General features: G+C 30.4%; 13 protein-coding genes and 1 pseudogene. 5 read left to right on the top strand and 9 right to left on the bottom strand.

Features of this window, described 5'->3' with window-relative positions; all coding sequences use genetic code 11:
* Nucleotide 1 precedes the first annotated feature (1 nt).
* From FBF02_RS03025 to ppk2, 4 genes and pseudogenes are all read right to left on the bottom strand, one after another.
* A complete protein-coding gene (locus FBF02_RS03025; protein WP_002858539.1) occupies nucleotides 2-1,927 on the bottom strand; it encodes an ABC transporter permease in 1,926 nt (641 codons plus the stop codon).
* Nucleotides 1,927-3,099, bottom strand: a complete 1,173-nt coding sequence (locus FBF02_RS03020; RefSeq protein ID WP_002852311.1) for an efflux RND transporter periplasmic adaptor subunit — start codon at nucleotides 3,097-3,099, stop codon at nucleotides 1,927-1,929. The genes FBF02_RS03025 and FBF02_RS03020 overlap by 1 nt, the downstream gene beginning before the upstream one ends.
* 78 nt (nucleotides 3,100-3,177) lie before the next feature.
* Nucleotides 3,178-4,368, bottom strand: a complete 1,191-nt coding sequence (locus FBF02_RS03015) for a M20 family metallopeptidase (protein WP_002852326.1) — start codon at nucleotides 4,366-4,368, stop codon at nucleotides 3,178-3,180.
* An 8-nt stretch (nucleotides 4,369-4,376) separates the two neighbouring features.
* Nucleotides 4,377-5,257: pseudogene (gene ppk2 / locus FBF02_RS03010) on the bottom strand (polyphosphate kinase 2).
* A gap of 94 nt (nucleotides 5,258-5,351) precedes the next feature.
* Here ppk2 and FBF02_RS03005 point away from each other — a divergent pair.
* From FBF02_RS03005 to FBF02_RS02995, 3 genes are read left to right on the top strand one after another with little or no spacing between them, the layout of a single operon-like run.
* Entirely contained in the window at nucleotides 5,352-7,055 is a 1,704-nt protein-coding gene (locus FBF02_RS03005; protein ID WP_002852245.1) for a protein-disulfide reductase DsbD, read from the top strand.
* The gene (locus FBF02_RS03000; RefSeq protein WP_002858510.1) at nucleotides 7,052-7,720 is read left to right on the top strand and encodes an MOSC domain-containing protein; all 669 of its coding nucleotides are present in this window, start codon (nucleotides 7,052-7,054) and stop codon (nucleotides 7,718-7,720) included. The genes FBF02_RS03005 and FBF02_RS03000 overlap by 4 nt, the downstream gene beginning before the upstream one ends.
* 50 nt (nucleotides 7,721-7,770) lie before the next feature.
* Nucleotides 7,771-9,114 carry a sodium-dependent transporter gene (locus FBF02_RS02995; RefSeq protein ID WP_002852070.1) on the top strand — a complete coding sequence of 448 codons (1,344 nt, stop codon included), beginning with the start codon at nucleotides 7,771-7,773 and terminating at the stop codon, nucleotides 9,112-9,114.
* On the opposite strand, the gene FBF02_RS02990 is transcribed toward FBF02_RS02995, so the two are convergent.
* The 5 genes from FBF02_RS02990 to peb4 form a co-directional block, all read right to left on the bottom strand.
* The gene (locus FBF02_RS02990) at nucleotides 9,106-9,981 is read right to left on the bottom strand and encodes a 1-aminocyclopropane-1-carboxylate deaminase/D-cysteine desulfhydrase (protein ID WP_002852217.1); all 876 of its coding nucleotides are present in this window, start codon (nucleotides 9,979-9,981) and stop codon (nucleotides 9,106-9,108) included. The two genes, FBF02_RS02995 and FBF02_RS02990, sit on opposite strands and share 9 nt — an antisense overlap.
* A complete protein-coding gene (locus FBF02_RS02985) occupies nucleotides 9,968-10,921 on the bottom strand; it encodes an OmpA family protein (RefSeq protein WP_002858561.1) in 954 nt (317 codons plus the stop codon). The genes FBF02_RS02990 and FBF02_RS02985 overlap by 14 nt, the downstream gene beginning before the upstream one ends.
* On the bottom strand, nucleotides 10,918-12,360 hold the full coding sequence (locus tag FBF02_RS02980; RefSeq protein ID WP_002852205.1) for a MotA/TolQ/ExbB proton channel family protein: 1,443 nt from the start codon (nucleotides 12,358-12,360) through the stop codon (nucleotides 10,918-10,920). The genes FBF02_RS02985 and FBF02_RS02980 overlap by 4 nt, the downstream gene beginning before the upstream one ends.
* 94 nt (nucleotides 12,361-12,454) lie before the next feature.
* Nucleotides 12,455-13,519: a class II fructose-bisphosphate aldolase gene (gene fbaA / locus FBF02_RS02975; RefSeq protein ID WP_002852272.1), complete on the bottom strand. Its 1,065-nt coding sequence runs from the start codon at nucleotides 13,517-13,519 to the stop codon at nucleotides 12,455-12,457.
* Nucleotides 13,519-14,340, bottom strand: coding sequence for a peptidylprolyl isomerase PEB4 (gene peb4 / locus FBF02_RS02970; protein WP_002852119.1), 822 nt, complete (start codon nucleotides 14,338-14,340; stop codon nucleotides 13,519-13,521). Before peb4 ends, fbaA begins: the two co-directional genes overlap by 1 nt.
* 80 nt (nucleotides 14,341-14,420) lie before the next feature.
* Between peb4 and nth the strand changes: the two genes are divergently transcribed.
* A complete protein-coding gene (gene nth, locus FBF02_RS02965) occupies nucleotides 14,421-15,047 on the top strand; it encodes an endonuclease III (protein ID WP_002852225.1) in 627 nt (208 codons plus the stop codon).
* Nucleotides 15,044-15,694 (top strand): DNA/RNA non-specific endonuclease, encoded by a 651-nt coding sequence (locus FBF02_RS02960; RefSeq protein WP_002852117.1) that lies wholly within the window; start codon nucleotides 15,044-15,046, stop codon nucleotides 15,692-15,694. The genes nth and FBF02_RS02960 overlap by 4 nt, the downstream gene beginning before the upstream one ends.
* Nucleotides 15,695-15,698: the final 4 nt, after the last annotated feature.

Here is a 15,698-nt window from a genome sequence, read left to right as displayed (position 1 = left end):
TTTATTCCTTTGATAATGCACTAATAGGATTTAAATTTGCTGCATTTCTTGCAGGGAAAAAACCAAAAACCACACCGATAAACATAGAACTTAAAAGTCCCAAAAGCACAGAATAGGCATTTAAAATCATAGGAAAATCCGTACTTAAAGTATTAAAAGCAAAAATAACAAAAATCGATAAAATCACACCTAAAATCGCCCCTATAGTACAAATCATAACCGCTTCGATTAAAAACTGCATCATAATATCTTCTCTTCTAGCCCCTATAGCCATGCGTATGCCTATTTCTCTTGTTCTTTCACTTACAGAAACAAGCATGATATTCATCACTCCTATACCCCCAACAATCAAAGCAATCACAGCCACACAAGCGGTAAGTATGGTTGTAGTGCGTTTATTTGCTGTAATAGCTTGCTTAAAAGTGTCAGAATTAAAAGTAAAAAAATCCTTTTGTCCGCGTTTAATTTCTAAAATTCTTATAATAGCATTTTCAGCCAAAGTTGAACTCACATCATCTTTAACCTTAACTATGATTTCACGCAAATTTCTATCTCCTGTAAGCTTATTCATCAGTGTTGTATAGGGTATATAAAAACGTACTACATTATCTTCTATAGGCTTGTCTGTATCTTTTTGCAAAACTCCTATAATCTTAAAAGGTTGAGAATTAAAAAGCACCACACGACCTAAAATATTTTCACTTTTTTCATCAGGAAAAAGATTTTTTTTAGCATTAAAATCCAATACAGCAACATTGGTACTATTTTTTACATCATCATTATTTAAAATTCTTCCCGCATCTATCCTTAAACCTTCTATAGCAAAATTATTTACCCCTACTCCTTCAGCTCTTGCGCTTAAAGAAATATTGGTATAAGTTGCCACTCCTGAAGTATTTGAATGAGCATCAACTGCTTCTAAATATTCTAAAGATCTTAATGTTTCTAAATCACTAAAATTAAGCCTTGTTTTACCCGAACGCAAATCCCCAAATCCTTTTCCAGGGCGAATTTCAATAGTATTTGTCCCAAGTCTTGCAATAGACTCAAGCACTTTAGCTTGAGAGCCTAATCCTAAAGCTACAACACAAACTACAGAAGCAATACCTATGATGATTCCAAGCATAGTTAAAATAGAACGAAGTTTGTGTGCAAGTATGGAAGAATAAGCTATCTTAAAACATTCAAAGGCTTGATTTTTAAGCAAAGTAAGTGTTTTTTTCTCTTTGGGCATTGTTTTTAAAATAAGTTTTTCTTGAGCTTTTTCCTTTTTAGTATCGCTTAAAATTTCTCCATCTTTAATCTCTATAACCCTTTTAGCTTGTGCTGCAATTTTTGGATCGTGAGTTACTAAGACTATAGTATGACCTTGCTCGTTAAGTTTTTGTAAAATTTCAAGCACCATAATACCGCTTTTACTATCCAAAGCTCCCGTTGGCTCATCAGCCAAAATAAGCTCTCCGCCATTGATTAAAGCTCTTGCTATAGAAACGCGTTGTTGCTGCCCTCCGCTTAATTCGTTTGGCTTAGAATCTAACTTGTGAGCTAATTCTAAATCATTTAAGAGTTTTTTAGCATTTTGACTTCTTTCTTGTAAATTTTTTCCCGCATAAACTGCAGGTAAAGAAACATTTTCTTTAGCACTCAGCAAGCTTAAAAGATTGTATCTTTGAAATATAAAGCCTATTTTTTCACGCCTTAATCTTGCTTTTTCATCATTATTAAGTTTAGTGACTTCATACTCATCAAAAACATAAGTTCCACTACTTGGTGTATCTAATGTTCCTATGATATTCAAAAGTGAAGTTTTACCACTTCCACTTTGTCCTATAATAGCAACAAATTCACCTTTTTCTATACTTAAACTTACATTTTTTAAAATGGCATTTTCGCCTATATTTTTGCAAATATTTTTAAGAAAAATCATTAAAATCTCAACTTCATTTTAGGAGCTAAACCATCAGCACTTGAGCTTACTATCAATTCTTCATCTTCATTTACACCTTCTAAAATTTGAGTATTGATAGAATCTTTAATGCCAAGTTTGACATATTTTTTAACAGCTTTTTGATTTTCCAAAATTTCAACATAATAGCCTTTTGGATCGCTTTTAATTGCATAAGTTGGCACTGCTAAAACAGCCTTTGCACTTGCTACGACAATTTCATTTTGTATACTCATACCAATACGCAAAAAATCATCTTTATTGGCTACATAAAATTTTGCGTAATAATAAATAGCATTTGATGAGCTTGAGCTTGAAGAACTCGAACTTGATGAGCTTGAGCTTGTACTAGAATCACTCACTTCAGTATCAGCTGGATCTATACTTGCAATCTTAGCATGATAAGTTTTTTGAGGATCATTAAGCAAAGAAAAATCAAGCTCTGTTCCTACTTTTATCTTACTCACATCAGCCTCTGCTATTTCCATTCTTACTTCCATTTCGTCTAAATTAGCTATACGGACTATAGTAGGAGTGTTTTGATTAGCATTAACTGTTTGTCCTTCATCTACAGCTACATTAATCACAACACCATCCATAGGAGCAGTAATGGTTGTATAACCTAAATCTTTTTGTGCATTTTTAAGAGTGATTTCAAGCTGAACTACTTGAGCATTAAGCTCTGCAACATTGGCTTTTAAAGTATAATAATTATTTTTTTGAGTTTCTAAATTTTCAAGAGAACTTGCTTTAGCTGCATAAAGTTTTTGCTCTCTTTGATATTGCTTATTCGCAATCTCAAGGGCAACTTTTTTACTCTCTAAATTAGCCTTAGCACTTTCAAGCTGAGCTTTTGTAATATCTAAATCGTTTTGTTGTTTATCTTTATCAATTTGAGCGATCAAATCACCTTGCTTTACATGAGTTCCCACATCAACATAAAGTTTTATAATTTGTCCACTAACTTGAGCACCCACATCGACTTGATCTTTGGCATATACCTTTCCTACTGCCTCTATGGTTTGAGATATATCTTTTTTTTGTATTTTTTGAGTTAAATAGCTGATTTTTTCATCATTATTAAAAAAAATAAAATAAGCCCCAACACTTCCAAGTATTGCAATTAAAATGATTAAAACAATCTTCTTTTTCATAATAACAAATCCTAAAGAAAAATCAAGATTAAATTTTACTCATTTTTTGTGAATTTTTTGTGAATTTTTAATTCTATTTTATAAATTTAAAAATTCTAAAGCCATCATCACATCACCCTGCATTAAAACTTTTAAATTTTCATCATCCCAACAAAAAGTAGAACTATGATGCAAAGCTGGATGATTTAAATCCTTTGAAATTCCAACAAATACATAAGCCCCCATTCTTTCTCGTGTTAAAAAAGCAAAATCTTCAGCCCCCATGTCAGGTTTAGAAGAAACAATGATATTTTCTTCTCCTAAGACCTTTGCAAAAGCTTTTCTTGCTATTAAAACAGCTTTTTCATCATTAATCAATGGAGGAAATTCTTTAGTATATTTAAGCTTATAATCTCCGCCATTGGATTTTGCTGTAGCAGCAGCCACTTCTTCTAAAGAACTTTTTAAAATATCTTGCGTTTTATCATTTAAAAAGCGCACAGTTCCTTTTAAATAAGCATTTGTAGGAATAACATTATAAGTAGTTCCTGCACAAATTTGACCTACGGTAATCACCCCTGCTTCATAAGGGGCTAAACGTCTAGAAATAACACTTTGTATATTATTTACAAATTGCGTTGTCATAATTATAGGATCTATACAAGTGTGCGGATGAGCTCCATGCCCTCCTCTGCCAATAAATTCCAAATCAAAAATATCCGTTCCAGCCATCATTTCACCACTTACAATTTGAGCAGTATTTTCAAGCAAAGGCCCCCATAAATGACAACCAAAAACTGCATCAACATAAGGATTTTCCAATACACCTGATTCTATCATAGGTTTAGCTCCACCGCTTCCCTCTTCTGCGGGCTGAAACATAAATTTAATCGTGCCACAAAATTCATCTTTAAGCTCATTTAATATCAAAGCAGCTCCCAAAAGCCCTGCTGTATGTCCATCATGTCCACATGCATGCATCTTACCATCAATTTTTGAAGCATAGCTTAAATTAGTTTTTTCTTGCACAGGCAAAGCATCCATATCCGCTCTTAAAAGAACACATTTTGGTTTTTTCTGACTCTTCTTTTTTCCTTCTATAATAGCTAAAATTCCTGTTTTTGCAATATTTTTTTGATATTTAATGCCAAACTCATCTAAAATTTTACACACTAAATGGGCTGTATTTTCTTCTTCAAATTCAAGCTCAGGATGCATATGAATTTGATGTCTTAAATCAACTACTTTATCATAGTACTTTAGTGCTAAATTTTCAACCAGCTTTTGCATTCTTTTCCTTAATCTAAATCTTTTATTTTCTCATCTGCTTTTTTACTGTCAAGTTTTTCCAAATTCGCCTCCATTTTTCGTATTTCTTCTTCTCCACTACGCACTAATTTTGCATCAATTTTGGAAAAATCTCCAGTTTTTTTATTTGGATATTCTACCTTAGAAAGTATAAAACGCAATAAATTTAATCTTGCTTTTTTCTTATCATCAGAAGAAATAATAGTCCAAGGACAAGTTGGAGTATTAGATGCTAAAAGCATAGAGTATTTAGCTAAAGTATATTTATCCCATAATTCTTGCGATTTTTGATCCACAGGAGATAATTTATATTGTTTAAGTGGATCGCTTCGGCGTTTTTCAAAACGTTTTTTTGCTCGTCTTTTGATACTGAAAAATAAAATTTAAAAAAAATAATATCACTATTTGAAATCATATTTTCAAACAAAGGCACTTCTCTTAAAAAATCTTTATGTTGTTGCGGTGTACAAAAACCCATAACCGGTTCTACTCCTGCACGATTATACCAAGATCTGTCAAAAATCACAATCTCACCGGCTGAGGGCAAATGTGCTATATAACGCTGAAAATACCACTGTGTTTTTTCCACATCACTAGGTTTTTCAAGAGCCACAACGCGGCAACCACGCGGATTTAAATGCTCAATCAAACGTTTAATCGCCCCACCTTTTCCAGCCGCATCACGCCCTTCTATAAGTATAAGAACCTTTAAACCCTTGGCTTTAACATGATTTTGAAATTTCAAAAGCTCAATTTGCAAATTCTTTAAATCTTTTTCATATTCTATTGTACTTTTCTTTCTTTTAACAGAAACATAAATTTCATTCTTTTTAACAACCGCTTGCGCTTTTGGAGAATTATTTTCTTGTATTTTCAAACCTTTATAAAGTATTTAAAGTAAATTTACCATAATAAATTATAATTGAAGTTAAAAATAAAGGAAAAAATAAGTTTTTAGGAAATTTATGCGTATTTTTGGTATTATTTTATTAAGTTTTTGTTTATGTTTTGCTTCTATATTATCTTTAAATGAAGCTTTTAATGTAAAATCAAACTCTTATAATAACTCTATCTCAATTGATATTGAACTTGGAAAAGATATTTATCTTTATTCTAATAAACTTAAATTATATATAAACGAAAAAGATATAAGTTCTTTGATTAATCTACCTCAAAGTTCTACAAGAGGTAATGAAAATGTTTATTATCAAAAATTAAATTTAGCTTTGCCAAATTTATTACTAGAGCGCTTTGCAAAAAATACCACAAATTTAATCAAACTCGAATTTCAAGGCTGTTCTGAACAAGGCTTGTGTTATAATCCTCAAACTTGGTACTTTGATCTCATTTCTAAAAAAGATGCTTTTGAAATTTCAAAACCTTACAAAGCTCAAAAAACAGATAAAAAAACTAAAATTGAATCTGAAGAAAGCTCTATAGCAAATTTTTTAGCAACAGATAACTTTTTTTGGATTTTGCTAAGTTTTTTTGGCTATGGACTTTTACTCTCCTTAACACCTTGTATTTTACCTATGATTCCGATTTTATCTTCTCTTATCGTAGCAAAAAGTAATGCTAAATTTTCAAAAAAATATAGTTTTTTTCTCTCTTTTATCTATGTTTTTTTCATGTCTTTAGCCTATGCTATTGCTGGAGTTATAGCAAGTTTTCTAGGAGCAAGTATTCAAGGAATTTTACAAAAACCTATTATTTTAATTCTTTTTGCTCTAATTTTCATAGCTTTTGCTTTTGCTATGTTTGGAGCTTTTCGTTTTGAATTGCCATTAAGATTTCAAACCTTTATACATAAAAAAAGCGAAAAAGGGAAGGGAGTTGTAGGTATAGCCATCATGGGATTTTTATCTGCTTTAATAGTAGGTCCTTGCGTAGCAGCTCCTTTAGCAGGTGCTTTAATTTATATAGCCAATACAGGCAATGCTTTATTAGGTGGTAGTGCACTTTTTATCATGAGTTTTGGCATGGGTATACCTTTGCTTTTCATAGGCTTAGGATTAGGTTTTATTAAACCTGGTTTTTGGATGGAAAAAGTAAAAATTTTCTTTGGTTTTGTTATGTTGGCTATGGCTATTTGGATACTTTCTAGAATTATTGAAGAAAATTACATTTTAATTGCCTATGGAATTTTAGGTGTATTTTTTAGTGTTTTTATGGGAATTTTTGAAAAAAGTTTTACAATAATTTCTAAAATTAAAAAAAGTATTTTAATTCTTATTTTAGCTTATTCTCTAAGTATTTTCCTAGGAGGACTTTTTGGGGCTAAAAATTTCTTAAATCCTTTAAATTTCAATACTATATCTGCCTCAAAACATGCTTTAAGCTATGATTATATCAACAATTTTGAACAATTAAAGCAAGAAATACAAACAAATACAAAGCCTATAATGCTTGATTTTACTGCATCTTGGTGTGAAAATTGCAAACTTTTAGATGAATTAACCTTTAGCGATGAAAGAATCATACAAAAAATGCAAAATTACAAACTTATCAAAGTTGATGTAAGCGAAAATAATAATGAACAAATTAAAACCATGAAAGAATTTAATGTTTTTGGCCCACCTGTTTTAATTTTCTTTGAAAATGGAAAAGAAAAATTAAAAATCACGGGTTTTATCAGTGCTGATGATTTATTAAAAAAAATAGAACCATGAAAATTCAAAGTTTGCAAATAGGGAAAATTAAAAACTATAAAAATTTCCAAAGCGCATTTATTAAAGATACTTACCTAGAAGAAACACAAATTGATTTTCTAGGTGTTTTAGATGATCAAATAGCTGATAAAATTCATCATGGAGGCTACCATAAGGCTATTTTTACCAACTCTTGTCAAAACTATCCTATATGGGAAAGATTTCTTAATAAAAAGCTAAATTTTGGCTCAATGGGTGAAAATTTGAGCATCGATGGGCTTTGTGAACAAAATGTTTGCATAGGTGATATACATCAATTTTCAAATGCAATACTGCAAGTAAGCGAACCTAGAAAACCTTGTGTAAAAATTTCTAAAATTCACAATAATCCAAATTTTACACATGAAATTTTTAAAACGGGCTTGAGTGGATGGTATTATAAAGTTTTACAAGTTGGACAAATACGAAAGCATGAAAACATTAAAATTTTAGAAAAAAATTCTACTTCACTTAGTGTATTTGAACTCAATCAACTTTTTTACTCCCCGCATCAAATTCTTAAGCAAAATCCGAATTTATTAGATAAATTAGAAAAATTAAACTCTCTCATATCTCAAAATTGGCACGAAACGATACACAAACGCTTAAAAAATACTTACGATATAAGCTATATGGATAGCTTATAAGTTTTTAAAGTTATTTTTAGGTAAAATAATTCTTTTTCGAAAGGATAATCATGCAAAGACAAACATGGAGTAGCACACTAACTTATATTCTAACAGTTGCTGGAGCAACCATAGGATTTGGAGCAACTTGGCGTTTTCCCTATCTTGTAGGAGAAAATGGTGGCGGTGCTTATGTATTAGTTTTTTGTATAGCCATGATTATCATAGGCATTCCTGTTATTTTAGTTGAAAATGTCATAGGCAGAAAAGCGATGACAAATAGCGTAGATGCTTTCAAACAAAAATGGCAAAGTATTGGATATATGGGACTTTTAGGAAGCTTTGGCATAATGGCTTACTACATGGTACTTGGAGGATGGGTTTTAGTTTATATTTGGGAATTAACCCTAGGGAATTTTAGTCTTGCCAATGTAGTAAGCAAAGAATTTACTCATCAGTTTTTTAACGACAAAATAGCCTTCAATCCTTTAGGAGTTGGTATTTTTACCACTGTTTTTGTAATTATTAATTATATTATTTTAAAAAGAGGCATTATAGATGGTATAGAAAAATCCGTAAAATTTTTAATGCCTTTATTATTTATCTGTCTTATTATTGTTGTAGGACGCAATTTAACCCTTGATGGAGCTATGGCTGGAGTTAAATTTTATCTTGAACCTGATTTTAGTAAAATTTTATCACCAAAACTTTTAATCGATGTTTTAGGACAAGTCTTTTTTGCTTTATCCCTAGGTTTTGGGGTAATGATAACACTTTCATCTCATCTTAATAAAAATGAAAATATGGCAAAAACCGCTATTTATACAGGGGTTTTAAATACTATCATAGCTGTTTTGGCTGGTTTTATGATTTTTCCAGCACTTTTCTCAGCGGGACTTGCTCCAGATAGCGGGCCTTCTTTGGTTTTTGAAACTTTACCTATAGCATTTTCTCATATCCATTTTGGCACTATTGTGTGTATTTTATTTTTTGTCTTACTCTTGATTGCAGCTTTAACCACAAGCTTGCCAATTTATCAAGTTATTATTAGCGTATTAGAAGAAAAATTTAAATATTCTAAAAATCTTTCTATTAACCTAACTCTAGGGTTTATCTTCATACTTGGCAATCTTCCTTGTATTCTAACTTATGGGCCTTGGCGTGATATTGTTATCATCAAAGGAAAAAACATTTTTGATAGTTTTGATTTCATTAGTGGAAATATTTTGTTTGTTTTAACTGCATTTTTTTGCTGTATTTATGTAGGTTGGATTTTAGGCAAACAAGAAAGTCTAAAAGAACTTAGCAATAACAATACACTTAAAAGTTCATGGTTTGGAATTTGGTTTTATTATGTAAAATATATAGTACCTTTGATTATTTTAATCATTTTTATCTATGGAATTTTAAACTGATTTTTTAAATTTATATCTCTCTAACATAGTGGAATTTCCTAAAATTCCACCTTGATGTATATAAAGCAATGGTTTTTTCCACTCTTGTTTTAATGCTATACTTAATCCTAAAATATCATACAACAAGTCAAATTCTATATTGCACTTTAACTTTAAATCCATATAAAGCTCATAAAATTCTTTATACGGCTTAGCAAAGTGATATTTTTTATCACTTGTTAAAAATTCTAAATTTGAAAAATCATAGCTTGGATCTAATGTTAAAATTTGTTTTTTAAGATATTTAATATCACCTACACAAGCGCAAGTAAATACTTTAAATTTAGAATACTTTGCCAAAAAAGCTGCCGAAGTGCCTGTACCCGAAGGTAAAAAAATATCAAAATCAAGCTTTAAACTTTGACTTTGCATTTGAATTTCTTGAGCAAGTTCCATATAGCCATATTGAGCTTCTAAATTAGCTATACCTTGTTCTATAAAAACATCATCTTTTTTACACAAAGACAAAGCAAATTGCTTTAAGGATAAAGAATGGATATTTTCTACAAAATCAACACCATTTTCTAAAGCTAAAGCATAGTTTCCACAAGGATTATTCTTAAGAAAAGTAGAAATTTTTTCACAAGCAAAAACAAGCTTATATGATCTTTGTTTAGCAAAAATACTTAATGCCGCCAAAGCATTACTTTGGCTTCCTCCATAACTTACAAAAGATTGATTTTTAGGATATCTTTGATGGATATAAAAAGCAAGTTTCCTAGCTTTATTTCCATTAATTTCCCCTAATAAATCATCTCTTTTAATATAAAATTCAAATCCGTTAAAATTGATTTTTTGTATAGGACTAATTGTTTTAATGAAATTCAAAGAATTTTTCTACATCCTTTAAAGCATTATCATTTTTAATGCTAAATTTTATTTCTATGCGACGACTCTTATCCTTATCTTCAACTCCGTTGACAAACACAGGATCTGAAAAAGAACGTCCACTTGCCATTAAAAGCTTTTGAAGCTTATCACTCTTATAAAAAGTATAGATAAAATTCATCACCTCATAAGCTCTTTTTTGCGACAAATCTAAATTATAAATATAAGATCCATCACTATCAGTATGTCCTTCAATAATGATATTTTCAATGTTAGAAAAAATTTTTGGATCTTCAAGAATAGCATCAAAATATTCGCTTAAGATTTTTCTCAAACTTGCCTTTGCCTCATTTTTTAACACATAAGAATCTTTATCAAAAAGTACTTCAGCAGGCAAAGAAATAGATCCTATCTTTTCATCTATAGTGATATTATTATCAAGCTTACTTTGTAATTCCTTGCTTAAATTTTCACGAATCAAACCAAGATTTTGCACCTTTTCTTTAGCTTTTTGAAAATCTTCTTGTAAATTTTTAAGCTCTTCATCTTTTTTCTCTAGTTGACCTAGTAAAATCAAAATTTGCTTATCTTTATTATCTAAAGTTGAGTTTAAATCTTTACTTAACTGCTTGTAATTTGTAATATTAGCCTCTAATTCTGCTTTTTGAGAATTAGCAAGATTTAAAGCACTAGAAGCATTGTTTAAATCAGAACTTAGTTTAAACACTATGGCTTCTTTATTTCTAAGCTCTTCTTTACTCTCCTCTAAGCGTGCCTCTTGTTTATTGAGATTATCTTTGATTTCTTTTAAATCACTTTGAGTTAAAACATATTTTACAACAATAGCACCTATTAGCAAAATAAAAACAAACAGCAATCCTGCCATTAAATCAGCATAAGCTATCCAAAAATTGCTATCTTCTTTTGACTCATTTTTCATTTATTTTCTTTATCTTCATTTTTTAGCTCATCATTGCTTTCTTGCTTAGATATTTCTGCTTGAATTTCATCTTGATTTTCTTCAGTCTTAGACTCTGAAAAATCTTCTATTTGTTTGGTTTCATTTTCTTTATTCTGATTTTCATCCCCAGAAAGCTTGCTCATCATTTGACTTGTTTCTTCATCAAGTGCTTTCATTTCTTTTTTAAGCTCATCCATCATTTTGATTTTAGCATCAATACTTTTTTCTTCTTCATATACTTCTTTAAATTTATGCATACCTTCAAACAAGCTTGCTTTAAATCCCTCAAAAACCTTTTCTTGACTTTCCAACATTGCTTTTTCATAAAGTTCAAAATTTTTACCAAAACGCTCTATTTTTTCATCGAATGCACTTAGTGTCTTATCAAGATGATGAATTTTATCACTACTGATATCAAGCAAGCGATTATATTGTTCTGACATTCTTGTATTGATTTCTTTTAAATTTTGATTGAGCAAACCTATACCATTTAACATTTCACTATAAAGCTTTCCAAGATCGCGTTGATCTCTTTGTGCTTTACTAAGCTCACCCATGGTTTGTTTGATATGTTCACTACTTAATCTAATAGCCTTTTCTTCTACATTTAGCATATCTTGGAAAATACCAAACTTTCTATCAATAGCATGATCAAGCTCTGCAAAAAAATCATCATTACTAACTTGTTTAAAAATTGCTCCAATTTTTTCAAAATGTTGCAAACTTTCAGTTAAATATCTTTGATCAAGCTCTTCTTTTGTCCAAAAAAATCCACTTGTAGCGTTTTTTTGACGATTTAGCAAACGATCTATTTTGCTTTTACCATATTTTTCAAAAAACATCCACCATAATGCAAGAAAAATTCCATAAATTGAAACATAAAAAGCAGTTCCCACTCCACTTAACAAATCTGCAATTTCTTGTTCTAAAGCGGCTGTATCACTAGAACTAAAATTTGGCATTGAAAAAGCTATACTGATAAAAGTTCCTAAAATTCCCATCATTGGAAAAATTGCCGAACCTATACTAGCAAAATTCTCATTTCTTGCACCCTTAATATATGTATAAGCAAAGTCATCAAAATTGGCATTTGATTTCGTGTCTTTCCCTATGGCAAGAAAATGCCTCATAATATGTCTTTTTAAAGCCTGTTTAAATTCATCTTTTTGTTGTTCAAAAATACTATACGCATACTCAGCACTATGTCTAGCAAAAATCAATGCTGTAAAAAAAATCACACCTGTCATAATAACCGTATGTAATTCGACCTTAAAGTCAATTACATTAAAATAACCCAATAAAATCAAAATATAAAGAAAAGCTGGAATAAAAATAATTTTAAAATAAACCAAAGAACCTCTTGCATCTTTGCCTTCAGGCAAAACAAGTTCTGAAATTTCATCTGATTTAATATCCATGAAACCAATACCTCATTAAAAATTTTATTTTAAAGATTGCTACTTAATTTGATAAAAATTTTTAAAACAAAATAAAACTAAGCTTTTAAAATGCTTAGTTTTTGTTTATACAGTTTAAATCTTCAAAAGCGATTTCAAGACGTTTTATCATGCTTTCTTCACCGCTTCTTAACCAAACACGCGGATCATAGTATTTTTTATTTGGCTTGTCATCACCTTCTGGATTTCCAATTTGTCCTTGCAAATAAGCCCTATTTTTAAGTTCATATTCACGCACCCCATCCCAAAAAGCCCATTGAGTATCTGTGTCAATATTCATCTTAATTACGCCATAGCTTACTGCATTTTTAATATCTTTTAGCTCACTACCGCTACCGCCATGAAATACAAAATTTATAGGCTTATCGCTATTTAAAGCAAATTTATCTTTTACAAATTTTTGCGAATTTTTTAAAATTTCAGGTTGCAAGCTAACATTTCCTGGCTTGTAAACTCCATGTACATTTCCAAAGCTTGCTGCGATTGAAAATTTATCACTAATTTTTCCAAGTCTTTCATATGCAAGAGCTACATCTTCTGGTTGGGTATAAAGCTTGGAATTATCAATACCTGTATTATCCACTCCATCTTCTTCGCCACCTGTACAACCTAATTCTATTTCAAGCGCGACACCTAAAGCATCAAGTTTTTGAAGATAAACTTCACAAGTGCTAAGATTTTCTTCTAAACTTTCTTCGCTAAGATCAAGCATATGAGAACTAAATAAAGCTTGTCCATGGGTTTTTTTATATTGTGCATTTGCCTCAATAAGCCCATCAATCCAAGGCAAAAGTTTTCTTGCAGCATGATCAGTGTGTAAAATCACAGGCACACCATAAGCTTTAGCAAGTAAATGTACATGTTTAGCCCCACTAATTGCACCCAAAACTTCTCCATTAGGACAATTTTTCCCTGCATAAAATTTTGCCCCACCATTTGAAAACTGGATAATAACTGGAGAATTAACTTTTTTTGCAGCTTCTAAAACTGCATTAATAGAATCAGTTCCTACAACATTAACAGCAGGGATAGCAAAACCCTCTGCTTTAGCATAGTCATAAATTTTATTAAGCTCATCTCCGCTAATCACCCCTGCTTTTACAATGTCTAAAACACCCATTATTTATATTCCACTTTAGCACTATTTAAGAGATCTTGGCCTTTTTGATTGATAACTTTTTTAAATTCTTCAAATTTAAGTCCGTTTTCAATACCTTGTTTTACTTCATCAAATTTGATTTGACCTTTAGCTTGCGAATTTTCTTTTAAGATTACATGATAACCAAAATTCGTTTTTACCGGAGTTGTAGTAATAGTACCATTTTTAAGCGCGAAAGCAGCATCTGTAAAAGGCTTTACCATAGTTGATTGATCAAACCAACCAAGCTCACCACCTTGGTTTTTTGAACCTGGATCAATTGATTTCTCTTTAGCAAGCTCGCTAAATTTAGCATCTAGTTCTTTACCTTTTAAACCTTTAAGTTCGTTAATAATATCCTTAGCTTCTTTTTCTGTCGCTACTAAGATATGTTTTGCTTGCACTCTTGCAGGTTTTACATATTTGTCTTTATTTTGATCATAAAAAGCTTTAACTTTAGCCGCATCAATTTTAATAGTATTTAAAATTTTCTCTTGATAAACATTAACAAGTATTGCATCTTTTGCACGATCAAGTTCTTTTGTGTATAAAGGGTCTTTTTCTAAATTTTGTTTTTTAGCATCTTGCAAAATTAAATCTTGCATAATATATTGCTGAATAAGAGCTTTTTTTTGATTATCTGGCAAAGTTTTAAAATCCTGTCCTCTAAGCATAGGGGCAAAAAATTCACTTACTTCTGTATCGCTAATGCTCTTGCCATTAACAGTAGCTACTGTAGCTGCATTTACATTTAAAACTACACCTGCAATCAAAGTTGCTGCGACTAAAGAAAATTTTTTCATTAGGTTTCCTTTTTAATAAAATGTATATAAAATCAATTATATCTAAACTTGGTTTAAAGCTAATTAACTAAAATTAAAAAATGAAAAGAAATTTAGAAATCAAAGAACTTTTTTTAAAACATTTTGACAAGCCTGTAACAGAGCTTAAATTTTCAAATTTATATGAGCTTTTAGTCTGCGTAATGCTTTCAGCCCAATGCACTGATAAAAGAGTTAATCTCATCACTCCTGATCTTTTTAAAGCTTATCCTGATATTAAATCCCTTGCAAATGCAAATTTATCAAGTCTTAAAACCTATATACAAACTTGTTCATTTTTTAATAATAAAGCACAAAATCTTATAAAAATGGCAAAAGCAGTTTGTGAAAATTTTGACGGAGAAATTCCTCTTGATGAACAAAATTTAAAATCCTTAGCAGGCGTAGGACAAAAAACCGCTCATGTAGTTTTAATAGAATGGTGCGGAGCAAATTTCATGGCTGTAGATACTCATGTTTTTAGAGTTTCTCACCGCTTAGGACTTAGCAAAGCAAAAACTCCAGAAGCTACAGAAGAAGATTTAACACGCACATTTAAAGATAATCTTAACTATCTTCATCAAGCCATGGTTCTTTTTGGACGTTACACCTGTAAAGCTAAAAAACCTTTATGTAAAGAATGCTTTTTAAATCATCTTTGCAAAAGTAAAGATAAGGAACTTAAATGAAAATTTTCATCTTTTTACTCACTATATCTCTTAATATTTTTGCCTTAGAACCTTACAAGCCTAGTGCTGATTTTTCTTCTTATTTTAACAATATAAATTGCTCGCAAATCTTAGATAAGTTTTTTTATCTAAATTGCTATGATTATAAACTCAAAGGCACAAAAGCTGTTGCTTATAAGGTAGAAGCTTCAAATTTGAAAGATAGACAAATCAAAAAACGCCCTCGCTTTGAAGATGATACAAATATTCCTAAAAAATACCGCACTACTTGGAGTAATTATAAAAACAGTGGTTACACACGAGGACACACTGCACCCAATGCTTCTTTTAGCTTTAGTAAAGCTGCTCAAAATTCAGTATTTTTAATGAGTAATATTACCCCACAAAATGCACAAATAAATAATAAAATTTGGAATGAAATCGAACAAAGAGAAAGAAATTTAGCTTTAGAATTTCAAAGTATCGAAGTTTTAAATTTAGTACTTTACGATAAAGAACCACAATACATTAAAAACCGTATTGCTATACCAAGTTTTTATGTGAAAATTATTAAAACTCCGAAATTTAAAGAATGCTATCAAGCACCAAACCACGAAGTAAATGATGAAAATATTAAACAGTATCAAATAAATTGTGATAAATTTTAAGGTA

Source organism: Campylobacter sp. CFSAN093226, from assembly GCF_012897595.1.
Lineage (GTDB): Bacteria > Campylobacterota > Campylobacteria > Campylobacterales > Campylobacteraceae > Campylobacter_D > Campylobacter_D jejuni.
Note: the sequence above shows the minus strand (reverse complement) of the source record. Positions and strands in the feature narration are given on the sequence as shown.